Genomic DNA, 23251 nt, shown 5'->3' with positions numbered 1-23251 from the left:
CCTCGGAGTTCTCGGTCGGTTCCCGCCGCCCCATCGCCCTTGTTAGCCTTGGCCACAGCCCGGTCGCTGGTGCATCCCCCGTCGCCAGCGACCGGGCGCTTTGTTTCACGTGAAACACCGAAGACCCCAAACGCCGAAGACCCCCGGCCCTACTGGACCGGGGGTCTTCATGCTGTGGGGCTAACAGGATTTGAACCTGTGGCCTCATCCTTATCAGGGATGCGCTCTAACCAACTGAGCTATAGCCCCGCCGCGCTCTGCGGTGTGTCCCGCGCGCTGACTCCTGAAGGTTAGCGCACGACCGGGGCAGTCCCAAAATCGGTTCTCCTGGGACCGCCCCCGGGTACTCAGCCGCAGGTCACTCGTCCTCCGCCAGCGTCAGCTCGATGCCGCCGACGAAGCCCGCGGAGAGGTTGTAGATGAACGCGCCGAGGGTCGCCAGGGCGGTGGCGAGGACGACGTCGATGACGGCGATGATCGACGCGAACATCAGGACGTGGGGGAGCGACAGGAACGACTGCAGGTCAAAGCCGTTCGACTCATTGGAGCCGGTCGCCTCCGAGATGGTGCTGCCCACCGAGGAGAAGACACCCATCGCGTCCATCACCATCCACAGCACCGCCGACGCCACGATGGTGCAGATGCCCAGCGCGATGGAGAGCAGGAAGCTGACCTTCATCACCGACCAGGGATCGGCCTTGGCCACCCGCAGCCGCGCCTTGCGGACCCGGGGCGTGGTGCTCGCGCCCGTACGCGGACGGCGTACCGCGCCGGCCGGGGCCGCGCCGCCCTGCGCCGGGTACGCCTGCGGCGGGTGGTACGGCCCGGAGGGCTTCTGCGTCTGCCGTTCCCCCGGCAGCGGGGAGGTCGCCTGCGGGCCTCGGGTGTCGGTCACGGGTCCCCCCTGGGATCCAGGCACGTCGGAAGAGGGCGAGCCGGAGTCCGTCACCTTCACCGCCTTGAGGTTGGTGGTGTGCGGATCCGTCACATGCGCGGCGGAGCCACGGCCGCCGCCCTTCTGCTCCGTACCGGCAGAGGTCTCGGTCGACGTACCGACCGAACCGGCGCCCGTGGCTCCGCTCACGATGACTCACTCCTCGTGCTACTCGGTCGAGGGCGCCTCACCCTCGTCCGTGCCGGTGGTCGCGGCACCCTCGGCGGCCTCGTCCACGGCGTCCTCGCCGTCGACTGCCTCCGCCTCGCGCCCCGCCTCGGCGTTACGAGCGATGCCCACGACGGCATCGCGCTTGCCCAGGTTGATCAGTTGGACGCCCATGGTGTCACGGCCCGTCTCCCTGACCTCGTTGACTCGCGTACGAATCACACCGCCGGACAGCGTGATGGCGAGGATCTCGTCGGTCTCCTCGACCACCAGCGCGCCGACGAGCGAACCGCGGTCCTCCACGATCTTGGCAGCCTTGATACCGAGGCCGCCGCGACCCTGGACGCGGTACTCGTCGACGGCGGTCCGCTTCGCGTACCCGCCGTCCGTCGCAGTGAACACGAACGTACCGGGTCGAACAACATTCATCGAGAGCAGCTCGTCGCCCTCGCGGAAACTCATGCCCTTGACACCCGAGGTGGCACGGCCCATGGGGCGCAGCGACTCGTCCGTGGCAGTGAACCGGATCGACTGCGCCTTCTTGCTGATCAGCAGCAGATCGTCGTCGGACGAGACCAGTTCGGCGCCGATCAGCTCGTCGTCCGAACCGTCCTCCCGTTCCCGGAGGTTGATGGCGATCACACCGCCGGAGCGGGGCGAATCGTAATCCTTCAGCGGCGTCTTCTTGACCAGACCGGCCTTGGTGGCGAGCACCAGATAGGGCGCGGCCTCGTAGTCGCGGATCGCCAGGATCTCGGCGATCGCCTCGTCCGGCTGGAAGGCGAGCAGGTTCGCCACGTGCTGTCCGCGCGCGTCCCGACCGGCGTCGGGCAGCTCGTACGCCTTGGCCCGGTACACCCGGCCCTTGTTGGTGAAGAACAGCAGCCAGTGGTGCGTGGTCGAGACGAAGAAGTGGTCGACGATGTCGTCTTCCTTCAGCTTCGTGCCGCGTACGCCCTTGCCGCCGCGCTTCTGGGCCCGGTAGTCGTCCGTCTTGGTGCGCTTGACGTAGCCGCCGCGCGTGACGGTGACGACGATGTCCTCCTCGGCGATGAGGTCCTCGATGGACATGTCGCCGTCGTAGGGCACCAGCATGGTCTTGCGGTCTTCGCCGAACTTCTCGACGATCGCCGCCAACTCCTCGCTGACGATACCGCGCTGCCGGACCGGCGAGGCGAGGATCTCGTTGTACTCGGTGATCTTCGCCTGGAGCTCGTCGTGCTCCTGGACGATCTTCTGGCGCTCCAGGGCGGCCAGCCGGCGCAGCTGCATCTCCAGGATGGCGTTCGCCTGGATCTCGTCGATCTCCAGGAGGCCCATCAGGCCCCCACGCGCGATCTCGACGGTCTCACTGCGCCGGATCAGCGCGATGACCTCGTCGATGGCGTCCAGGGCCTTCAGCAGGCCGCGCAGGATGTGTGCCCGCTCCTCGGCCTTGCGCAGCCTGAAGCGCGTACGGCGGACGATGACCTCGATCTGGTGCGTCACCCAGTGGCGGATGAACGCGTCCAGGGAGAGCGTGCGCGGCACGCCGTCGACCAGCGCCAGCATGTTGGCGCCGAAGTTCGTCTGCAGGTCGGTGTGCTTGTACAGATTGTTCAGCACGACCTTGGCGACCGCGTCCCGCTTGAGCACGATGACCAGGCGCTGGCCGGTGCGCGACGACGTCTCGTCGCGGACGTCCGCGATGCCGCCGATCCTGCCGTCCTTCACCAGGTCGGCGATCTTCTGGGCCAGGTTGTCCGGGTTGACCTGGTACGGCAGCTCCGTGACCACCAGGCACTGGCGGTTCTGGATCTCCTCGACCTCGACGACCGCGCGCATCGTGATCGAGCCGCGACCCGTGCGGTACGCCTCCTCGATGCCCTTGCGGCCGACGACCAGGGCGCCGGTGGGGAAGTCGGGGCCCTTGATGCGCTCGATGAGGGCGTCAAGGAGCTCCTCGTGCGACGCCTCCGGGTTCTCCAGGTACCACTGCGCGCCGGCCGCGACCTCACGCAGGTTGTGCGGCGGGATGTTGGTCGCCATGCCGACCGCGATCCCGGCCGAGCCGTTGATCAGCAGGTTCGGGAAGCGGGAGGGCAGGACGGTCGGCTCCTGGGAGCGGCCGTCGTAGTTGTCCGTGAAGTCGACGGTCTCCTCGTCGATGTCGCGGACCATCTCCATCGACAGCGGCGCCATCTTGCACTCGGTGTAGCGCATGGCGGCCGCCGGGTCGTTGCCCGGGGAGCCGAAGTTGCCGTTGGAGTCGACGAGCGGCATGCGCATCGCCCAGGGCTGGGCGAGGCGGACCAGGGCGTCGTAGATCGAGGAGTCGCCGTGGGGGTGGTAGTTGCCCATGACGTCGCCGACCACGCGCGCGCACTTGTAGAAGCCGCGCTCGGGGCGGTAGCCGCCGTCGTACATCGCGTACAGGACGCGGCGGTGGACGGGCTTGAGACCGTCACGGACGTCCGGCAGCGCGCGGGAGACGATGACGGACATCGCGTAGTCGAGGTACGAGCGCTGCATCTCCGTCTCGAGCCCGACGGGCTCGACGCGCAGGGCCAGGGCCTCTTCGCCCGGCGTCACGGCGCCGGCGGGAACATTGGGGGTCTCGTCGGTCATTGCTGGTGAAGGTCCTTCCTGGTGCGGTCAGCTGAGACCGACTCAGATGTCGAGGAAGCGGACGTCCTTGGCGTTGCGCTGGATGAACTGGCGGCGGGCCTCGACGTCCTCACCCATGAGGACCGAGAACAGCTCGTCGGCCTGCGCGGCGTCGTCGAGGGTGACCTGACCGAGGACCCGGTGCTCCTGGTCCATGGTGGTCACGCGCAGCTCCTCGGCGTTCATCTCACCGAGACCCTTGAAGCGCTGGATCGAGTCCTCACGGACCCGCTTGCCGCGCTGGCGGCCCATCTCCAGCAGCGCGTCGCGCTCACGGTCGGAGTAGGCGTACTCGACGTCCTCCCGACCCCACTTGATCTTGTAGAGCGGGGGGCGGGACAGGAACACGTGCCCGGCCTCGACCAGCGGCCGCATGAAGCGGAACAGGAAGGTCAGCAGCAGGGTGTTGATGTGCTGGCCGTCGACGTCGGCGTCCGCCATCAGGATGATCTTGTGATAGCGGAGCTTCTCGATGTCGAAGTCCTCGTGCACACCTGTGCCGAAGGCCGAGATCAGCGCCTGGATCTCCTGGTTCTGCAGGATCTTGTCGATCCGCGCCTTCTCGACGTTGAGGATCTTGCCTCGGATCGGGAGGATCGCCTGGTACTGCGGGTTGCGGCCGGACTTGGCCGAGCCGCCGGCGGAGTCACCCTCGACGATGAAGATCTCGCACTTGGTGGGGTCGTTCGACTGGCAGTCGGAGAGCTTGCCCGGCAGGGACGCGGTCTCCAGCAGGCCCTTGCGGCGGGTCAGGTCGCGCGCCTTGCGGGCCGCCACGCGCGCGGTGGCCGCCTGGATGCCCTTGCGGACGATGTCCGCCGCCTCGTTGGGGTTGCGGTCCAGCCAGTCGTTGAGGTGTTCGTAGACCGCCTTCTGGACGAAGGTCTTCGCCTCGGTGTTGCCCAGCTTGGTCTTGGTCTGGCCCTCGAACTGGGGCTCGCTCAGCTTGACCGAGATGATCGCCGTCAGACCCTCGCGGATGTCGTCACCCGTGAGGTTGTCGTCCTTCTCCCGCAGCAGCTTCTTGTCGCGCGCGTACTTGTTGATCAGCGACGTCAGGGCGGCCCGGAAGCCCTCTTCGTGGGTACCGCCCTCATGGGTGTGGATGATGTTGGCGAAGGAGTACACGCCCTCGCTGTAGCCGCTGTTCCACTGCATGGCGACCTCGAGGGACAGGCTCTTGTCCTTGTCCTCGGCCTCCAGGTCGATCACGGAGGGATGCACCACGTCTCCCTTGCGGGAGTTGAGGTACTTCACGAAGTCGACGATGCCGCCCTCGTAGTGGTACGTGACGGTCTTGGCCTCGTCCTTCTCGTCCGCGCCCGCCTCGTCCGCGCCGGCCGTGGCCTTCGCCGAGGCGCGCTCGTCGGTGAGCCGGATCGTCAGGCCCTTGTTGAGGAACGCCATCTCCTGGAAACGCCGCGACAGCGTCTCGAAGGAGTACTCGGTGGTCTCGAAGATCTCCGGGTCCGCCCAGAAGGTCACCGAGGTGCCGGTCTCCTCGGTCGCCTCGTGCTGGTCCAGGGGGGCCGTCGGGACGCCCATCTTGTAGTCCTGCGTCCAGCGGTGGCCGTCGGTCTTCACCTCGACGGACACCTTGCTCGACAGGGCGTTCACGACGGACACACCGACGCCGTGCAGACCGCCGGAGACCGCGTAGCCGCCGCCGCCGAACTTGCCGCCCGCGTGCAGCACCGTCAGCACGACCTCGAGGGCCGGCTTGCCCTCGGAGGGGACGATGCCCACCGGGATGCCACGACCGTTGTCGATGACGCGCACGCCGCCGTCGTCGAGGATCGTCACATCGATCGTGTCCGCGTGACCGGCCAGCGCCTCGTCGACGGAGTTGTCGACGACCTCGTACACCAGGTGGTGCAGGCCGCGCTCACCGGTGGAGCCGATGTACATACCGGGGCGCTTGCGGACCGCGTCCAGGCCCTCGAGGACGGTGATGGCGCTCGCGTCGTACGACGCCGTGACTGATGCCTCGGCCGCTCCGGCCGGGGCATCGGTGGACGGGATGTTCTCGTTGGGGTTGCCGGAATCGGCCACGAAGCGCCCTTTCTGGCACAGCACAAGCCAGGCTCGTCGGCGGGGTGCCGGAGCGGCTGCGGCATGGTGCGTTGGTCAGCCTTGATCAGCGTTGCTCAGCTTTTCCCGGACGGTCCCCACGTTTGGGGCGGGATCGTCTTCCAGTCTACCGGTACCACTGACAGCGATGGGGGTTTGCCGGTACCTGAGTCCCCATGTGCCGCCCTCAACCGGTCTCGGCCGACTCCCGATATGCGGATGGGGGCTCCAAGAGGCTCACAGAGGCACTCAGCGCTTCTGGGTGTCAACCCTTGGCTACTGGAGAGTCAGGTCTGAATTCGCACCGAAGTGCGGCTATTTGACATACAAAACACCGGACGGCCGGAGAGGATCGGTGAATCCGCCCCGACCGTCCGGATCCCTCCGGCGTCAGCACCCGGCCCCTACGTGATGTGCGTCACCCATAGGTGTCACCGGGCCCACTGCTGCCCGGGGCCGACAGCGGCCCGTACCGACGGGGGCCGCCGCCGGGCCCCTGCACCTTGATCTGCCGCACCGCGCCGTGCCCCAGATCCTCGTTCAGCCGCGCGACCAGCGTGGGCGCCAGCAGCCGCAGATTCGTCGCCCAAGCCGTCGAGTCGCAGCGCACCACCAGCACGCGCTCGTCCTCGTCGTACCGCTCGGGCACACAGTGCTTGGCCACGTCCTCGCCGACGATCTGCGGCCAGCGGCCCATCACCCCGCCCACCGCGGCCGGCGCCTCCCAGCCCCGCTCGGTGAGCAGCCGGTTGATCGCGGCGCCCAGCGCCATGGGGTCGCGCCCGTCCGCGCGCGCGCCGGAGCGCAGGCCGCCCCCACGCCGCGCCTGCTTCTTCTGCTGCACCGCGTCCCCACGCGCGCGTGCCTGCTCACGAGCAGCACGCAGCGCCACGCGCGCGAGGTCGACGCCCGAAGGCTGCGTGCCCTTCCCCGGCTGGTCCATGGTCATACCCGCTCCACCGTCCCGTCGGACACCGCGTACCGTGCGCCGCTCAGCACATCCGGTACGTCGTCGTCGACCGCGGCCGTCACCAGGACCTGCTCACCGGGCGCCACCAGCTCCGCGAGCCGCTCCCGGCGCCGCGCGTCCAGCTCGGCGAAGACGTCGTCCAGGACCAGCACCGGCTCATTGCCCTCGGCGCGCAGCAGATCGTAGGAGGCCAGCCGCAGGGCGAGCGCGTACGACCAGGACTCGCCGTGGGAGGCGTATCCCTTGGCGGGCAGCTGGCCGAGCTTGAGCAGCACATCGTCCCGATGGGGCCCCACGAGGGTGACACCCCGCTCGATCTCCTGCTTGCGCGCGTCCACGAGCGCCGCCATCAGCCGCTCGTAGAGCTCCTCACGCGTGTGGACACCACCGAGCGGCGCCGACGGCCTGTACTCCAGTGCGACCGGACCACCGCCGGGCGCCAGCTGCTCGTACGCCTTGTCGGCCAACGGCTCCAGCACGGCGATCAGATCGAGCCGCTGCGCCAGCAGCTCCCCGCCCGCGCGCGCGAGGTGCTGGTCCCACACGTCGAGCGTGGACAAATCCATCGACCGCCCACCGTGCCGCCGCGCGAGGGCCGCCGACTTCAGCAGGGTGTTGCGCTGCTTGAGGACGCGCTCGTAGTCGGACCGCACCCCCGCCATGCGCGGCGACCGCGCGGTGATCAGCTCGTCGAGGAAACGGCGCCGCTCACCCGGATCCCCCTTGACGAGCGCGAGGTCCTCGGGCGCGAACAGCACGGTCCGTACGATGCCCAGCACGTCCCGGGGTCTGACCTGCGAGGACCGGTTGATGCGGGCGCGGTTGGCGCGGCCCGGGTTCAGCTCCAGCTCGATCAGCTGCTGCCGGTCGCCCTGACGGATCTGCGCCCGGATGACCGCGCGCTCGGCGCCCATGCGGACCAGGGGCGCATCGGAGGAGACGCGGTGGCTGCCGAGCGTGGCGAGATAGCCGACGGCCTCGACCAGGTTCGTCTTGCCCTGCCCGTTCGGGCCGACGAAGGCGGTGACGCCCGGGTCCAGCGGGACCTCGACCCGGGCGTACGAACGGAAGTCGGCCAGCGACAGATGCGTGACGTGCATGGTCGGAGCCGACCTCCCAGCTTCCCTACTGCTTGCTTCTTCTCCGCCGCTTACTTCTTCGCCACCGCGTGACCGCCGAACTGGTTGCGCAGCGCGGCGATCATCTTCATCTGCGGCGAGTCCTCCTGGCGGGAGGCGAACCGCGCGAAGAGCGAGGCCGTGATCGCGGGCAGCGGCACGGCGTTGTCGATGGCGGCCTCCACAGTCCAGCGTCCCTCACCGGAGTCCTGTGCGTAACCGCGCAGGTCGTCGAGGTGCTCGTCCTCGTCCAGGGCGTTCACGGCGAGGTCGAGCAGCCAGGAGCGGATGACGGTGCCCTCCTGCCAGGACCGGAAGACCTCGCGGACGTTCTCCACGGAGTCGACCTTCTCCAGGAGCTCCCAGCCCTCGGCGTACGCCTGCATCATCGCGTACTCGATGCCGTTGTGGACCATCTTCGCGAAGTGGCCCGCGCCGACCTTGCCGGCGTGCACCGAGCCGAAGTCGCCCTCCGGCTTGAGCGCGTCGAAGACCGGCTGCACCTTCGCTATGTCCTCGGCGGCGCCGCCGTACATCAGCGCGTAGCCGTTCTCCAGGCCCCAGACGCCACCGGAGACACCGCAGTCGACGAACCCGATGCCCTTGGCGGCCAGCTCCTCGGCGTGCCTCTCGTCGTCCGTCCAGCGGGAGTTGCCGCCGTCCACGACCACGTCGCCGGGCTCCAGCAGCCCGGCGAGCTCGTCGATGGTCGACTGGGTGGCGGCACCGGCCGGGACCATGACCCATACGACGCGCGGACCACTGAGCTTGCCCACAAGCTCTTCCAGGCTGTGGACATCCGCGAGGTCCGGGTTGCGGTCGTATCCGACGACGGTGTGGCCCGCGCGGCGAATCCGCTCGCGCATGTTGCCGCCCATCTTGCCGAGGCCGACGAGACCGAGCTCCATCAGTTGTTCCTTAGGTTGCTGTGGCGTGACCGGCACCTTCGTGCCACGCCCGACCCTAAACCCGGACGCTCACGCACAACTGTGGGCATACCCGCTCATACGTAGACCATGGTGCGCCGACTCAGCCACAGCCCCGGCCCAGCCTGTGGACAACCGTCAGCCGCTCAACCGCACCGGCATGATCAGGTACTTGTACGCCAGATCCGCCTCGGCATCCACCGCGGGCTTCCCACTCAGCAGCGCCGGCTTCGTGGACGTCGTGAACGACAGCTGCGCCACCGGCGAGTCGATCGCGCTCAGACCGTCCAGCAGGAAGGTCGGGTTGAAGGCGATCGAGATGTCGTCACCCTCCAGCTGCGCGTCGACCCTCTCCACAGCCTGTGCGTCATCGCTGGACCCGGCCTCCAGGATCAGCACACCCTGCTCGAAGCTCAGCCGCACCGGCGTGTTCCGCTCGGCCACCAGGGCCACACGCTTGACGGCCTCCACGAAGGGCGCGGTCTCGATCACGGCGACGGAGTTGAACTCGGTCGGGAACAGCGTCCGGTACTTCGGCAGATCGCCCTCGAGCAACCGTGTGGTCGTACGGCGGCCCGCGCCCTCGAAACCGATCAGTCCCTCGCCCGCGCCGGAGCCCGACAGCGCCAGCGTGACGCTGTCCCCGGCGCCCAGGGCCTTCGCGGTGTCCAGCAGCGTCTTGGCGGGCACCAGGGCGACGGCGGAGGCGTCCGGGTTCTCCGGCTTCCACAGGAACTCACGGACGGCGAAGCGGTAGCGGTCGGTGGAGGCCAGGGTGACGGTGTCGCCCTCGATCTCGATGCGCACACCGGTCAGCACGGGCAGCGTGTCGTCACGGCCGGCGGCGATCGCCACCTGCTGCACGGCGGAGGCGAAGACCTCGCCGGGGACCGTGCCGGTCGCGTTCGGCATCTGGGGCAGCGCCGGGTACTCCTCCACAGGCAGTGTGTGGAGGGTGAATCGCGAGGAGCCGCAGACCACCGTCGCCCGTACACCGTCTGTGGAAATCTCCACCGGCCGGTTGGGGAGCGCCCGCGAGATGTCGGCGAGGAGCCGGCCGGAGACGAGGACGGTGCCCTCCTCCTCGACCTCCGCCTCGACGCTCACGCGCGCGGAGACCTCGTAGTCGAAGCTGGACAGGCTCAGCTGGCCGTCCTCGGCCTTCAGCAGCAGGCCGGCGAGGACAGGCGCCGGCGGACGGGCCGGGAGGCTGCGCGCCGCCCAGGCCACTGCCTCCGCGAGTACGTCGCGTTCCACCCGGATCTTCACCGTAAGCCGCCTCCTGCTGTTGCCGGCGCTTCTCGCCCTGCTTCGCCTTCGTCGTCTGTCTGGGTGTCGCCGCCCCCGGTGAGGGGAAGGACACCCGGGGACCAGTCTGACGCACCGCACTGACAGCTGGTGCCTCTCGGGGTCAAGTCGTGATGAGGGGCAGCCGGGCGCCGAAGAGCGAGTTGTGCACAGGACCCGCTTCAAAACGATTCCCGGGCTCTCTCTAGTGGGAAGTAGTAGTAGGGCCTGTGGATACCGTGGATAACTTCGTTTCCGCAGCTCAGAGGCGAGATTTTGTCCACGGGGCCTGTGGGTGGAGGCGGTGGACAACCAGGGCCTTCTGTGGAGAACAGAAAGTTCTGCACACTCCATGCACAGGCTGAGGCGACTTCTCCCCAACACCGTCCCCAGGTTTGCCCGTCTTTCCCACAGCCCAACCCGGCAACGCGATGTGACGGCTTTCACTCGACACGGTCAGAGGCGACTCCAGGTTGCCGAACAGTGGACAGACATGTGGAGAAGCTGGGGATCGCTGGGGACAACCGGCCCTAGCCTGTGGGTTGCCGGTGGACAACCGCGCGCGCAACCTGTGGGCCACCGTTTCGTCCACAGCCTGTGGATTTCCTTCGTCCACGAATCCACAGCCCCCTGACCTGGCCCTATGTTTCCCCCACAGGCCGCCCTGTGGACACGATCTGGACAACTTCCCAGTCCCCAGGATGTGGACGGAAGAAAGTCACCGAATCTGTGGAGAGCGCCCGTAACTCAGCAGCTAATCGAACAACCGGCATCGGGCAGCGCGGCCCTGCCGCACACCCTGACCATGGCCCAGGAACGCGTGAGGGCGCCTCCGGAGCTCGTCCAGGGGCGCCCACAGGCTGTGGAGGAAGGTGCGCGGCCGGTCCGGGCCGCCGGTGCGGCGTCAGCCGGCCTTGATGCGGTTCGTCAGCTCGGTGACCTGGTTGTAGATGGAGCGCCGCTCGGCCATCAGGTTGCGGATCTTGCGGTCGGCGTGCATGACCGTCGTATGGTCACGGCCGCCGAACAGCGCGCCGATCTTGGGCAGCGACAGGTCGGTCAGCTCCCGGCACAGGTACATGGCGATCTGCCGGGCGGTCACCAGCGCCCGCCCTCGCGATGTGCCGCACAGGTCCTCGACCGTGAGCCCGAAGTAGTCCGCCGTGGCGCTCATGATGGCCGTGGAGGTGATCTCGGGCGCCGAGTCGTCCCCACCGGGGATCAGGTCCTTCAGGACGATCTCCGTGAGGCCCAGATCCACCGGCTGCCGGTTGAGCGAGGCGAACGCCGTCACCCGGATCAGCGCGCCCTCCAGCTCACGGATGTTGCGGGAGATCCGGGAGGCGATGAACTCCAGCACCTCCGGCGGCGCGTTCAGCTGCTCCTGCACCGCCTTCTTGCGCAGGATCGCGATCCGAGTCTCCAGCTCGGGGGGCTGGACGTCGGTGATCAGACCCCACTCGAAACGGTTCCGCAGCCGGTCCTCCAGCGTCACCAGCTGCTTGGGCGGCCGGTCGCTGCTGAGGACGATCTGCTTGTTGGCGTTGTGGAGCGTGTTGAAGGTGTGGAAGAACTCCTCCTGCGTCGACTCCTTGTCCGCCAGGAACTGGATGTCGTCGACGAGCAGGATGTCCATCTCGCGGTAGCGCTTGCGGAAGCTGTCGCCCTTGCCGTCGCGGATGGAGTTGATGAACTCGTTGGTGAACTCCTCGGAGCTCACGTACCGCACGCGCGTGCCGGGGTACAGGCTTCGCGCGTAGTGTCCGATCGCGTGCAGCAGGTGCGTCTTGCCGAGCCCCGACTCGCCGTAGATGAACAGCGGGTTGTACGCCTTGGCGGGGGCCTCGGCGACGGCCACGGCGGCCGCGTGGGCGAAGCGGTTGGACGCGCCGATGACGAACGTGTCGAAGAGGTACTTCGGATTCAGCCGCGCGGTCGGCTCGCCCGGCCCGCCGGTCGAGGCCGCCGACTGGGCGCCCAGCGGGCCGGGACCCCCGGTGCCACCGCCCGCCGAGGGCAGGGTCGGCACCCCGGGCCCGCCGCGGTGCGCGGGACCCGCGCCGGCCGGTGGCTCGGGCAGCTCCCGCCGTCCCCCGTCACGCTGGTCGTAGTCACCGCGCTGCTGCTCGTACGGCTTGTCGTACTGCTCGTACGGCTTCTCGTACGGCGGGCGCTCCGGCGGTGCCTGGTGGTAGTCCGGGGCCGGCGCGCCGTAGGGGTCCTGGCCGGGACCGCCGTACGAGTCCTGCGACGGTGAGGCGTACGGGTCTCGCTCGGGGAAGCCGAGGCGCTGCTGCTGCCAGCCGTACTCGTCCTGCTGGGCGCGCGGCCAGGCGCCCGGTTCGGGGCGCTGGTACTCGCCGGGGTAGGCCGGGCGGGCGGTGGGCAGCTGCTCGCCGCGGTGGCGGCCGTAGCCCTCGTACGGCGGTGTGTCGTACCCGCCGTCGTACTGCCCGGACGACGGCAGCTCGGGTTCCTCGTAGCGGGGCTGCTGCGGCGGGGCCGGTGGTGCCGGGGGCTCGCCGGCGGAGTCGTCGACGGTGATCGCGATGCGGATCGGGCGGCCGCATTCGCGGCTCAGTGTGTCGCTGACGATCGGCGCGAGCCGGCCCTCCAGCACGTTCTTCGCGAACTCGTTCGGCACGGCGAGCAGCGCGGTGTCCGCGACCAGGGCCAGCGGCTGGGTCCGCCGCAGCCAGTGCTCGTCCTTCGACTCCACACCCTGGCCACGTCCCTCACCGAGGAGCTGCTCCAGAACACGTGGCCACACTGCGGCAAGATCGGCAGGTACGTCAGCCACAGGGCACGCTCTCTCGCAGGTCACACGATCGTGTGATCGTGGGACGGATCGGGATGTAAATCGGGTGGGGTCGGGGACAAGGGAACGAATCGGAGTCCAGCCACGGTAGTCAGCCCGGCCGGTACGGTTCAAGTTGTTGTCCCCAGGCTGTGGACAGTGTCCCCCGATGGTCGTCGGTTTGACCGGATGGCGTAGCCCCGCGTACCGTAACCAGGTCGAGTTGTCGATGGCTGCTGCCGCCTGCCTCCGATGGGCACAGATCACGTCCCCGCACACGCGGGGTAGTCCGGTGATCGGAAAGCGGTGCACTCGGGCGTAACGCGAGCTACTCGTGGGCGCACGGTGACAGCCAGGACGGCACCCCGCCACCACCGATTTCTTTCTGGAGCCCCCGAGTGAGCAAGCGCACCTTCCAGCCGAACAACCGTCGTCGCGCGAAGACCCACGGCTTCCGGCTGCGTATGCGCACCCGTGCCGGCCGCGCGATTCTCGCGTCCCGCCGTAGCAAGGGTCGCGCCCGCCTGTCCGCCTGATCCCGGTCAGGTCATGCCGTCGTGCTGCCCACCGAGAACCGGCTGAGGCGGCGCGAGGACTTCGCGACCGCGGTACGACGAGGGCGCCGGGCCGGACGCCCGACGCTCGTCGTCCACCTTCGAAGCGGTGCCACGGACCCGCACGCGCCTGGGGAGAGCGCTCCCCCGACGCGTGCGGGTTTCGTCGTGAGCAAGGCAGTGGGCGGCGCCGTCGTGCGCAACAAGGTGAAGCGCCGACTGCGTCATCTCATGCGTGACAGGGTCGCCCTCTGTCCCCCCGGTAGCCTGGTAGTCGTACGAGCGCTGCCCGGAGCGGGTGACGCCGACCACGCACAGCTGGCCCAAGACCTTGATGCCGCCCTTCAACGGCTGCTGGGAGGGGGCGCGCGATGAAGTACCCGCTGCTGGCTCTGATCAAGCTGTACCAGTGGACGATCAGTCCATTGCTCGGGCCGGTGTGCAAGTACTACCCGTCGTGCTCTCACTACGGATACACCGCCATCGACCGGCACGGCGCGATCAAGGGAACGGCGCTCACCGCCTGGCGCATTCTGCGGTGCAATCCGTGGTCGCTGGGCGGGGTGGACCATGTGCCCCCGCGTAAGCGTCCGCGTTGGCACGAGATGCTGCGCGGCGCCTGGCGCGCACGCAAGGGCGGGACCTCCGCCGCCGAAACGGCCACCGAGGAGAATGTTTCTTCGAGCCCGGCCGCAGAGACCCCGTCCCATGCCCAAGGAGCATGATTAGTGGACACGATTGCCAGCCTCTTCAGTTTCATCACCACACCCGTCTCCTGGGTCATCGTCCAGTTCCACAAGGTGTACGGCGCCCTCTTCGGCGATGACACCGGGTGGGCCTGGGGCCTGTCCATCGTGTCCCTGGTGATCCTCATCCGGATCTGCCTGATCCCGCTCTTCGTGAAGCAGATCAAGGCGACGCGCGCCATGCAGACGCTCCAGCCGGAGATGAAGAAGATCCAGGAGCGCTACAAGAACGACCGGCAGCGCCAGTCCGAGGAAATGATGAAGCTGTACAAGGAGACGGGTACCAACCCGCTCTCCTCGTGCCTTCCGATCCTTGCGCAGTCCCCGTTCTTCTTCGCGCTGTACCACGTGCTCAACAGCATCGCGAACAACGACACCGTCGGTGTCATCAACGAGAGCCTGCTGGCCAGCGCGCAGAAGGCGCACATCTTCGGTGCCCCGCTGGCGGCGACCTTCACGGACAGCGCCTCGGACGCCGCGGCCCTCGACGCCTCGATCACCACGGTCCGCATCGTCACCGCGGTCATGATCGTCCTGATGTCGGCGTCGCAGTTCTACACGCAGCGCCAGCTGATGACGAAGAACGTCGACACCACGGTGAAGACGCCGTTCATGCAGCAGCAGAAGATGCTGATGTACATCTTCCCGGTCATGTTCGCCGTCTTCGGTATCAACTTCCCGGTCGGTGTCCTCGTCTACTGGCTGACCACCAACGTGTGGACCATGGGCCAGCAGATGTACGTCATCCACAACAACCCGACCCCGGGTTCCAAGGCCCAGGCCGCTTACCTGGAGCGCCTGTTCAAGCGCGTCAGCCACCACGGCAAGACCCGCGGCCGGGGCGAGAAGGCCATCGTCAAGGCGATCGTCGCCAAGGGCCGCGACCGCAACGACTACGAGCGCAAGTTCATCAACGGTCTGAACAAGGCGGGCCTCGCGGCCCAGGCCGACGGCACCGTCGTCAAGAGCGAGGCCCAGGCAGCCGCCCAGACCGAGGACGGTGGCACAACCACCAGCGCGACCGCCGCCAGGCGCCAGCAGCCCAAGCGGCAGACCAAGGCCCAGCGCCAGACCGGGGGTCCCAAGGCGGCCGGCGAGCCCACGTCGCTGAGCAAGACCGATGAGCCGGAGGACGCCAAGCCCGCCGGCGCTGCCAAGAAGGCCACTCCCAAGCCCGGCAGCGGCACCCGCAGCAAGGCCCAGTCCGGGCAGCGCAAGGGTGGCCCGCAGCGCCCCAAGTCCCCGTCCAAGAAGTAAGAAGGAGCCCATCCCGTGACGGAAGGCACCACCTCCGCCGCCGCCGAGGGTGCAGACACCCTGACCCGCCTGGAGCAGGAGGGCGAGATCGCGGCGGACTACCTCGAGGGTCTGCTGGACATCGCCGACCTCGATGGCGACATCGACATGGACGTCGAGGCCGACCGTGCCGCTGTGTCGATCATCAGCGACACGGGCAGCCGCGACCTGCAGAAGCTGGTCGGCCGGGACGGCGAGGTGCTGGAGGCGCTGCAGGAGCTGACGCGCCTGGCCGTGCACCGGGAGACCGGCGACCGCAGCCGGCTCATGCTGGACATCGCGGGCTACCGCGCCAAGAAGCGCACCGAGCTCTCCGAGCTGGGTGCCAAGGCCGCCGCCGACGCGAAGAACAGCGGTGAGCCGGTCAAGCTCAAGCCGATGACCCCGTTCGAGCGTAAGGTCGTTCACGACGCGGTCAAGGCGGCCGGTCTGCGCAGTGAGTCCGAGGGCGAGGAGCCGCAGCGCTTCGTCGTCGTACTCCCCAACTGAATCGATACGTACGTCACCCTGGCCCCGTCTGTTGTGCAGACGGGGCCGGTCTTTGTCAGCCTGATAGTTCTGGTGGTCGGCGCGCGAAGCGCTGATGCGGTACGGAAGGACGGTCCCCGTGACGGAGGCAGCGGAGCTCCCCCCTGCGCCTGAGCAGGCTCGCGCGGTATTCGGAGATCGCTACGCGGATGCGGTCCGGTACGCCGAGCTGCTGGCCGAGGCCGGAGTGCAGCGAGGGCTCATCGGCCCGCGCGAGGTTCCCCGGCTCTGGGAGCGGCATCTGCTGAACTGCGCGGTGCTCTCGGAGGTCGTGCCCGAGGGCGTGACGGTCTGCGATGTCGGCTCGGGCGCCGGCCTGCCCGGCATCCCTCTGGCGCTCGTCCGGGAGGATCTCAAGATCACTCTGCTGGAGCCGCTGCTGCGCCGGACGAACTTCCTCACCGAGGTCGTCGAGCTGCTCGGCCTCGACCATGTGACCGTGGTGCGCGGTCGCGCCGAGGAGGTCATGGGGCAGTTGCCGCCGGTCCATGTGGTGACGGCGCGGGCCGTGGCGCCCCTGGACCGCCTGGCCACCTGGGGCATCCCGCTGCTGCGGCCGTACGGTGAGATGCTCGCCCTCAAGGGGGACACCGCGGAGGAGGAGCTGAAGAGCGCGGCGACCGCGCTGAGCAAGCTCGGTGCCGTCGAGACGTCGATCCTGCATGTGGGCGAGGGCGTGGTGGATCCGCTGTCCACGGTCGTACGGGTCGAGGTCGGAGAGAGCCCGGGCGGTGTGCGGTTCGCGGCCAAGCGAGCGAAGGCGGCCCGGACGGGACGCACCCGTCGCCGCCGTTGAGTCGTACTCCACACAAGCTGCCCAACCTACGCATGACGGAGTGTCGCGACAGTTCGGCCGTCGGCGCTGTGCATCGTGTTTCACGTGAAACGTCGCTCACTGCTGCACGGCATCATCAGTCGGGGCCGCGCCGCGGCCGAACCCCGCGACCGCAAGCCTCTCGGTTCACTCAATGAGGGACCGCAGTTGTCCACAGAGGTGGATTTCTCCACAGAACGACCGGCCTCACTGGTTCACGACCCCGAAGACATGGGAGGCTCTGTTCATTGCGAGCCTGAAGTCGAGGAGAGTGAATCCTTGCGGTCCGACGCCAACATCGCGGGACCGATGACCGATCCGGTCCCCGGTCCCCGTACCGAGTCGCTCGGGGAGGATGTTTCACGTGAAACACCGCCTCCGATGGACGACACCCCGATCGGTCGTGCTGCCCAACTGGCGGTGGAGGCTCTGGGTCGCGCCGGTGAGGGCCTGCCTCGGCCCGAGCAGACGCGTGTCATCGTGGTTGCCAACCAGAAGGGTGGCGTCGGCAAGACGACGACGACCGTCAACCTTGCCGCCTCGCTCGCCTTGCATGGCGGACGCGTCCTGGTGATCGACCTCGACCCGCAGGGCAACGCCTCCACGGCTCTCGGGATCGACCACCACGCCGAAGTCCCGTCCATCTATGACGTCCTGGTCGACAGCAGACCGCTCTCCGAGGTCGTCCAGCCGGTCCCCGATGTCGAGGGCCTCTTCTGTGCCCCGGCCACCATCGATCTGGCCGGTGCGGAGATCGAGCTGGTGTCCCTGGTGGCGCGCGAGAGCCGGCTGCAGCGGGCCATCCAGGCATATGAGCAGCCGCTGGACTACATCCTCATCGACTGCCCGCCCTCGCTCGGTCTGCTGACGGTCAATGCGTTGGTGGCCGGCCAGGAGGTCCTCATCCCCATTCAGTGCGAGTACTACGCGCTGGAGGGCCTGGGCCAACTGCTGCGCAATGTCGACCTGGTGCGGGGGCACCTCAACCCCGCCCTGCATGTGTCGACCATCCTGCTCACCATGTACGACGGCCGGACACGCCTCGCGTCCCAGGTCGCGGAAGAGGTGCGCACCCACTTCGGCGACGAGGTGCTGCGGACGAGCATTCCCCGCTCGGTCCGTATCTCCGAGGCGCCGAGCTATGGACAGACGGTGCTGACCTACGATCCCGGATCGAGCGGTGCCCTGTCCTACCTTGAGGCGGCCCGAGAGATCGCGCTGAGGGGTGTGAGCGTCAGTTATGACGCCAGCCACGCCCATATCGGCGCACAGAACAACCCGAGCATGGTGGAGGGGACCCAGTGAGTGAGCGACGGAGGGGGCTGGGGCGGGGTCTCGGTGCGCTGATCCCACCCGCGTCGACGGAGAGGACGCCGGCTTCGGCCGCGCTGGGAGGGGCCTCCGCCTCCCCCGGCGCCGTCCCGGTCCTGACAGGCGACCGCGGAGTGGCCGCGGCGAAGGTGGCCACGCTGCCGGCTGTTTCACGTGAAACAGAGCCGAGCGGTGGGTCGGATGTGCCGACGCCTCCGATCGGCGCTCACTTCGCGGAGATTCCACTCGACGCCATCACTCCCAACCCGCGTCAGCCGCGTGACGTCTTCGACGAGGACGCTCTGCAGGAACTCATCACCTCCATCAAGGAGGTCGGCCTTCTGCAGCCGGTCGTCGTCCGGCAGCTGGGTCCCGGCCGCTATGAGCTCATCATGGGTGAGCGGCGCTGGCGGGCCTGCCGTGAGGCGGGCCTGGAGGCGATCCCGGCGATCGTACGGGCCACCGAGGACGAGAAGCTTCTCTTGGACGCTCTCCTGGAGAACCTGCATCGGGCGCAGCTGAACCCGCTGGAAGAGGCGGCCGCCTACGACCAGTTGCTCAAGGACTTCAACTGCACGCACGACCAGCTGGCCGACCGCATCGGCCGGTCCCGGCCGCAGGTGTCCAACACGCTGCGTCTGCTGAAGCTCTCCCCGACGGTCCAGCGCCGGGTCGCTGCCGGGGTGCTCTCCGCTGGTCATGCGCGGGCGCTCCTCTCGGTCGAGGACGCGGAGGAGCAGGACCGCCTCGCCCATCGCATCGTGGCCGAGGGGCTGTCCGTCCGGGCGGTCGAGGAGATCGTGACACTCATGGGCTCGCGGCCGCAGACGGCTCAGCGGGCCAAGGGACCGCGTGCCGGTGCTCGGGTCTCCCCGGCGCTGTCCGACCTCGCCACCCGCCTCTCGGACCGTTTCGAGACACGGGTGAAGGTCGACCTGGGACAGAAGAAGGGCAAGATCACCGTCGAGTTCGCCTCGATGGAGGATCTGGAGCGGATCCTCGACACGCTTGCCCCCGGTGAGGCACCCGTGCTGCAGAAGGGACTTGCCGAAGGCGGCGCTGAGGAAGCGGAGTCCTGAGCCGTCGGCCGGGCCGGGGGTTCGGCCCGGCCGTCCGGTTGAGCGGGCCGTGTCCGGTGTGTACCGGAACGCGGTCCGCTCTTTGCTTTCTGCCGGTATCGATGGAATCGCATCGTCGATACGATGCGTAAGGGTATGGCGTATCCACCGGGCAGAGCGCTCTGATGGCCGCTCGCGGTGCTGCGGGCGAAGGAAGCGAGGAACAGCCTTCATGGGGCGTCGGCTCGTACCGCTCACGCTGGACAATCTCCAGGATCTTCCCCAGCGTTGCCGCTCGTGCGTCTTCTGGGAGCTGGACCCCGTCAGCGGCGAGGCGGCGGTCCAGGCCGGTACGGCCGCTGTGGAGAAGGAGGCATGGATCTCTGCCGTACTGCTGGACTGGGGATCCTGCGGCCGTGTGGTCTACGTAGACGACGTCCCGGTGGGCTTCGTGCTCTACGCGCCGCCCGCCTATGTCCCGCGGTCCACGGCGTTTCCCACCAGCCCGGTGTCACCGGACGCGGTTCAGCTGATGACCGGGTTCATCCTGCCGGGGTACCGGGGCCAAGGGCTGGGCCGGGTGATGGTGCAGACGGTGGCCAAGGACCTGCTGCGCCGGGGATTCAAGGCGATCGAGGCGTTCGGCGATGCCCGCTGGAAGGAACCGGCGTGTCTACTGCCGGCCGACCATCTCACGGCGGTGGGCTTCAAGACGGTGCGCCCTCACCCTCTGCATCCGCGACTGCGGCTGGAACTGCGGACCACCCTCTCCTGGAAGGAAGACGTGGAGATGGCGCTCGACCGGCTGCTGGGAGCAGTTCAGAAGGAACCGGTGCTGAGGCCGCTGTAAAGCAAGTGGGCCAACCCTTCAGGGGTTGGCCCACTCATGTTTCACGTGAAACATCGACCGTCGCCGTGACGGCGGGGAGCGTCACTCGGCGATGAACTCTTCGAGGTCACGCAGGATCGCGGCCTTCGGCTTGGCGCCGACGATGGTCTTGGCGACCTCGCCGCCCTGGTAGACGTTGAGGGTCGGGATGGACATGACGCCGTACTTCGCGGCCGTACCCGGGTTCTCGTCGATGTTCAGCTTGACGATCTCGATCTTGTCGCCGTGCTCGGCGGCGATGGCCTCCAGGGACGGAGCGATCTGGCGGCACGGACCGCACCAGGCGGCCCAGAAGTCCACCAGGACGGGCTTGTCGCTCTTGAGGACGTCCTGCTCGAAGGAGTCGTCGGTCACGTTCTTCAGGTTGGCCACAGCGGGCTCCTCATGAATTGATGCGTGGGGCGGGAAGGGGGTCAGACGGAGGTCTTCTCGGGCTCGGCCTGCTGCTCGGTGTCCGCCAGGGCGGCGAGGAAGCGCTCGGCGTCGAGGGCGGCGGAGCAGCCGGTGCCGGCCGCGGTGATGGCCTGGCGGTAGGTGTGGTCCACCACGTCACCGGCGCCGAAGACACCGGTCACATTCGTCCGCGTGGACGGAGCGGCGACCTTCAGGTAGCCCTCCTCGTCCAGGTCGAGCTGGCCCTTGAAGAGTTCCGTGCGCGGGTCGTGGCCGATCGCGATGAACAGGCCGGTGACCGGCAGGTCGGACAGCTCGCCGGTCTTGACATTGCGCAGCTTCAGACCGGACAGCTTCTGGTCGCCCTGGACCTCGGCGACCTCGCTGTCCCAGATGAACTTGATCTTCGGGTCGGCGAAGGCGCGCTCCTGCATCGCCTTGGAGGCGCGCAGGGTGTCCCGGCGGTGGACGATCGTCACGGACTTCGCGAAGCGCGAGAGGAAGGTGGCCTCCTCCATCGCGGTGTCGCCGCCACCGATCACGGCGATGTCCTGGTCCTTGAAGAAGAAGCCGTCACAGGTGGCGCACCACGAGACACCGCGGCCGGAGAGGGCGTCCTCGTTGGGCAGGCCGAGCTTGCGGTGCTGCGAGCCGGTGGCCACGATCACGGCCTTGGCCTTGTGGACGGTGCCCGCGGTGTCCGTGACGGTCTTGATCTCACCGGTCAGATCGACGGAGACGATGTCGTCGGGGACGAGTTCGGCGCCGAAACGCTCGGCCTGGGCGCGCATGTTGTCCATGAGCTCGGGACCCATGATGCCGTCCTGGAAGCCCGGGAAGTTCTCGACTTCGGTGGTGTTCATCAGGGCACCGCCCGCAGTGACGGCGCCCTCGAACACGAGCGGCTTCAGCGACGCGCGCGCGGTGTAGAGCGCCGCGGTGTAGCCGGCAGGCCCGGAGCCGATGATGATCACGTTACGGACGTCGCTCACGGCTGTATTCCTCGTCTCTGGTCTGCATCGTTCGACCGGTGGGAGCCTCTCTGAACTCTCACCCCACCCAACGGATCCTAAGGGGCGCGCATTCCCGGTGTGTCCGGGCACACGGAGGGGCGGGAGGGGAGACTGAGCGTCCGATTCTCAGGGATGGACGTAGGTGTCCTGCAACAGCACCTTGGCCTGGGCCGATGGCTGCTCCACACAGGTGGCGTCCACGAGGTAGGCGGTGACCCGGGTGCTGTCGGAGGTGTCCGGCAGGACCACGAGCAGAACATCCCTGCCGTGGTAGACGCCGCGCTCGGTGGCGAGGGGCGCGTCCTGCTTGCCGATGGCCTTCTCGACGCAGGCGGGCACCGTCGGTCGCTGGAGAACTCGGGGTGACGCGCTGGCAGCCCCGCCCTCGATGCCCAGGGTGTCCGGGGCGCGGGAGCCCTTGCTCTGGGTGAGCAGAGCGGAGACCTGCTGCTCCAGGGTGGTCGCCGAGAAGGTGTCCGCGGCGGTGGATCGCTGTCCCCCTGCACCGGTCTGGTCGCTGCCGTCGTTCAGGAGTGAGGGCACCAGGACGGAGCCGAGACCGAGGGCGGCGGCGCCGAATACGATGCCGAGGACGGCGATCTTGCGGCGGCCGCGCCGCTTGCGCTCCTTGCGGCCTGGTCCTGAGCCGGCCGTGCGGGCATGGCCTGCGGGGCGGTCCGGTGCCGACGTTTCACGTGAAACATGGACCGTGGTGCCTGTCGTGTCTGCGGGTGGCTCGTTCGGGGGAGTCTCGGCGACCCGGTGGGCCTCCGCGGTGAGCGCGTCGTCGATGCGCTGGGCGACATCGTCCGGTATGGGCGTGGGTCCCGGCAGGGAGCCCAGCAGACCGCGGATCTCCTGCAGAGAGGCGTGGACGTCCGCGCAGAGCTCGCACGTGTCCAGATGCCTGCGCAGGTCCGTGGTACGGGCCGGAGTGAGCAGGCCCTCGACGAGGTCGGAGATCTCCATGACGTCCGGGTGTCCGGTCATGTCCGTCGTCGATGTCACGCTCGCCCACCTCCGCCCTTCACCGCGGCTGAGTCCCCTGTCCCGGCACCGTCCGGACCTCTGGTGCGAGGACCCGCTGCCGGTGGGACGGATGCCCCCTGCGTCCGGTTCCGTCCCGTCCCCGGTTCCGTCTTGCCACCGGTGCTTTCCGGCCGTAGATGGGTGAGCAGGGGCAGGAGTCTGGCTCTGCCTCGGGCGCAGCGGCTCTTGACCGTTCCGGTGGGGACGTCGAGCATGCGGGCGGCCTCGGCGACCGGGTAGCCCTGCATGTCCACCAGGACCAGTGCGGCCCGCTGGTCGGGCGGGAGCGTGCCGAGTGCTTCGAGGAGCTGGCGATGGAGGTCGTTGCGCTCGGCCGGTGCGGAAGCCGACTCATGCGGCTCCAGCAGCTGTTCCAGGCGCTCGGTGTCGTCGACCGGCGCGGTCTTGCGGGAGGCGGCCTTGCGGGCACGGTCCAGACAGGCGTTCACCGTGATGCGGTGCAGCCAGGTCGTGACGGCGGACTGGCCACGGAACGTGTGCGCCGCCCGGTAGGCGGAGACCAGGGCGTCCTGAACAGCGTCCGCGGCCTCCTCGCGGTCCCCCAGCGTCCGCAGGGCCACCGCCCACAGCCGGTCGCGATGGCGCCGCACGATCTCACCGAAGGCGTCGGGGTCCCCTTCCAGATGGCGGGCGAGCAGATCCTGATCACTCACCCCGTCGAACCGGACACCGCCTTCCGCCAT

21 protein-coding genes and 1 tRNA gene are annotated in these 23251 nt (G+C 68.4%); 9 read left to right on the top strand and 13 right to left on the bottom strand.

Annotated elements, in window-relative coordinates:
* Positions 1–175: 175 nt before the first annotated feature.
* The 9 genes from ACH5AC_RS05615 to dnaA form a co-directional block, all read right to left on the bottom strand.
* A tRNA-Ile gene (locus tag ACH5AC_RS05615) sits at positions 176–249 on the bottom strand.
* 109 nt (positions 250–358) lie between these two features.
* A complete protein-coding gene (locus ACH5AC_RS05610) occupies positions 359–1084 on the bottom strand; it encodes a DUF3566 domain-containing protein (protein WP_398860350.1) in 726 nt (241 codons plus the stop codon).
* Between the two features lie 18 nt (positions 1085–1102).
* Positions 1103–3709, bottom strand: a complete 2607-nt coding sequence (gene gyrA / locus ACH5AC_RS05605) for a DNA gyrase subunit A (RefSeq protein WP_398860349.1) — start codon at positions 3707–3709, stop codon at positions 1103–1105.
* Positions 3710–3751: 42 nt separating this feature from the next.
* Positions 3752–5824 (bottom strand): DNA topoisomerase (ATP-hydrolyzing) subunit B, encoded by a 2073-nt coding sequence (gene gyrB, locus ACH5AC_RS05600; protein WP_398860347.1) that lies wholly within the window; start codon positions 5822–5824, stop codon positions 3752–3754.
* 412 nt (positions 5825–6236) lie between these two features.
* Entirely contained in the window at positions 6237–6767 is a 531-nt protein-coding gene (locus ACH5AC_RS05595; protein ID WP_398860346.1) for a DUF721 domain-containing protein, read from the bottom strand.
* A complete protein-coding gene (recF, locus tag ACH5AC_RS05590) occupies positions 6764–7888 on the bottom strand; it encodes a DNA replication/repair protein RecF (RefSeq protein ID WP_398860345.1) in 1125 nt (374 codons plus the stop codon). Before recF ends, ACH5AC_RS05595 begins: the two co-directional genes overlap by 4 nt.
* Before the next feature lie 50 nt (positions 7889–7938).
* Entirely contained in the window at positions 7939–8814 is an 876-nt protein-coding gene (gene gnd / locus ACH5AC_RS05585; RefSeq protein WP_398860344.1) for a phosphogluconate dehydrogenase (NAD(+)-dependent, decarboxylating), read from the bottom strand.
* A 156-nt stretch (positions 8815–8970) separates the two neighbouring features.
* Positions 8971–10101 carry a DNA polymerase III subunit beta gene (dnaN, locus tag ACH5AC_RS05580; protein WP_398860343.1) on the bottom strand — a complete coding sequence of 377 codons (1131 nt, stop codon included), beginning with the start codon at positions 10099–10101 and terminating at the stop codon, positions 8971–8973.
* A gap of 922 nt (positions 10102–11023) precedes the next feature.
* Positions 11024–12919 (bottom strand): chromosomal replication initiator protein DnaA, encoded by a 1896-nt coding sequence (dnaA, locus tag ACH5AC_RS05575; protein WP_398860342.1) that lies wholly within the window; start codon positions 12917–12919, stop codon positions 11024–11026.
* 395 nt (positions 12920–13314) lie between these two features.
* Here dnaA and rpmH point away from each other — a divergent pair, with 395 nt between their 5' ends.
* The 9 genes from rpmH to ACH5AC_RS05530 all read left to right on the top strand — a co-directional run bounded on the left by rpmH (position 13315) and on the right by ACH5AC_RS05530 (position 20073).
* On the top strand, positions 13315–13452 hold the full coding sequence (gene rpmH / locus ACH5AC_RS05570; protein WP_003956500.1) for a 50S ribosomal protein L34: 138 nt from the start codon (positions 13315–13317) through the stop codon (positions 13450–13452).
* Positions 13453–13473: 21 nt separating this feature from the next.
* On the top strand, positions 13474–13845 hold the full coding sequence (gene rnpA, locus ACH5AC_RS05565) for a ribonuclease P protein component (RefSeq protein WP_398860340.1): 372 nt from the start codon (positions 13474–13476) through the stop codon (positions 13843–13845).
* Positions 13842–14195, top strand: a complete 354-nt coding sequence (gene yidD, locus ACH5AC_RS05560) for a membrane protein insertion efficiency factor YidD (RefSeq protein ID WP_398860339.1) — start codon at positions 13842–13844, stop codon at positions 14193–14195. Before rnpA ends, yidD begins: the two co-directional genes overlap by 4 nt.
* A 3-nt stretch (positions 14196–14198) precedes the next feature.
* Positions 14199–15473, top strand: coding sequence for a membrane protein insertase YidC (gene yidC / locus ACH5AC_RS05555; RefSeq protein WP_398860338.1), 1275 nt, complete (start codon positions 14199–14201; stop codon positions 15471–15473).
* 15 nt (positions 15474–15488) lie between these two features.
* Positions 15489–16001, top strand: a complete 513-nt coding sequence (locus tag ACH5AC_RS05550; RefSeq protein WP_398860337.1) for a protein jag — start codon at positions 15489–15491, stop codon at positions 15999–16001.
* A gap of 118 nt (positions 16002–16119) precedes the next feature.
* On the top strand, positions 16120–16836 hold the full coding sequence (gene rsmG, locus ACH5AC_RS05545) for a 16S rRNA (guanine(527)-N(7))-methyltransferase RsmG (RefSeq protein ID WP_398860335.1): 717 nt from the start codon (positions 16120–16122) through the stop codon (positions 16834–16836).
* 249 nt (positions 16837–17085) lie between these two features.
* Positions 17086–18159 carry an AAA family ATPase gene (locus tag ACH5AC_RS05540; RefSeq protein ID WP_398860909.1) on the top strand — a complete coding sequence of 358 codons (1074 nt, stop codon included), beginning with the start codon at positions 17086–17088 and terminating at the stop codon, positions 18157–18159.
* A complete protein-coding gene (locus ACH5AC_RS05535; RefSeq protein ID WP_398860334.1) occupies positions 18156–19244 on the top strand; it encodes a ParB/RepB/Spo0J family partition protein in 1089 nt (362 codons plus the stop codon). The genes ACH5AC_RS05540 and ACH5AC_RS05535 overlap by 4 nt, the downstream gene beginning before the upstream one ends.
* 211 nt (positions 19245–19455) lie before the next feature.
* On the top strand, positions 19456–20073 hold the full coding sequence (locus ACH5AC_RS05530) for a GNAT family N-acetyltransferase (protein WP_398860332.1): 618 nt from the start codon (positions 19456–19458) through the stop codon (positions 20071–20073).
* Positions 20074–20154: 81 nt separating this feature from the next.
* Here the strand turns inward: ACH5AC_RS05530 and trxA are convergent, their stop codons facing one another.
* From trxA to sigM, 4 genes are all read right to left on the bottom strand, one after another.
* The gene (trxA, locus tag ACH5AC_RS05525; RefSeq protein WP_398860331.1) at positions 20155–20484 is read right to left on the bottom strand and encodes a thioredoxin; all 330 of its coding nucleotides are present in this window, start codon (positions 20482–20484) and stop codon (positions 20155–20157) included.
* Between the two features lie 41 nt (positions 20485–20525).
* Complete coding sequence (gene trxB / locus ACH5AC_RS05520) at positions 20526–21497, bottom strand: thioredoxin-disulfide reductase (protein WP_398860330.1); 972 nt, start codon at positions 21495–21497, stop codon at positions 20526–20528.
* A 147-nt stretch (positions 21498–21644) separates the two neighbouring features.
* Positions 21645–22526, bottom strand: a complete 882-nt coding sequence (locus tag ACH5AC_RS05515) for an anti-sigma factor family protein (RefSeq protein WP_398860329.1) — start codon at positions 22524–22526, stop codon at positions 21645–21647.
* The gene (gene sigM / locus ACH5AC_RS05510; RefSeq protein WP_398860327.1) at positions 22523–23251 is read right to left on the bottom strand and encodes an RNA polymerase sigma factor SigM; all 729 of its coding nucleotides are present in this window, start codon (positions 23249–23251) and stop codon (positions 22523–22525) included. The genes ACH5AC_RS05515 and sigM overlap by 4 nt, the downstream gene beginning before the upstream one ends.

Source organism: Streptomyces sp. NPDC018693 (assembly GCF_044391385.1).
Taxonomy (GTDB): Bacteria; Actinomycetota; Actinomycetes; order Streptomycetales; family Streptomycetaceae; genus Streptomyces.
The sequence above is the reverse complement of the archived record's forward strand: the minus strand, read 5'-3'. Positions and strand labels throughout refer to the sequence as shown.

Coding starts and splice junctions, on each gene's coding strand:
- gyrA (WP_398860349.1), bottom strand. CDS start 3,709: ATGACCGACGAGACCCCCAATGTTCCCGCCGGCGCCGTGACGCCGGGC.
- ACH5AC_RS05595 (WP_398860346.1), bottom strand. CDS start 6,767: ATGACCATGGACCAGCCGGGGAAGGGCACGCAGCCTTCGGGCGTCGAC.
- recF (WP_398860345.1), bottom strand. CDS start 7,888: ATGCACGTCACGCATCTGTCGCTGGCCGACTTCCGTTCGTACGCCCGG.
- gnd (WP_398860344.1), bottom strand. CDS start 8,814: ATGGAGCTCGGTCTCGTCGGCCTCGGCAAGATGGGCGGCAACATGCGC.
- yidD (WP_398860339.1), top strand. CDS start 13,842: ATGAAGTACCCGCTGCTGGCTCTGATCAAGCTGTACCAGTGGACGATC.
- ACH5AC_RS05540 (WP_398860909.1), top strand. CDS start 17,086: ATGGGAGGCTCTGTTCATTGCGAGCCTGAAGTCGAGGAGAGTGAATCC.
- ACH5AC_RS05530 (WP_398860332.1), top strand. CDS start 19,456: ATGGGGCGTCGGCTCGTACCGCTCACGCTGGACAATCTCCAGGATCTT.
- sigM (WP_398860327.1), bottom strand. CDS start 23,251: ATGGCGGAAGGCGGTGTCCGGTTCGACGGGGTGAGTGATCAGGATCTG.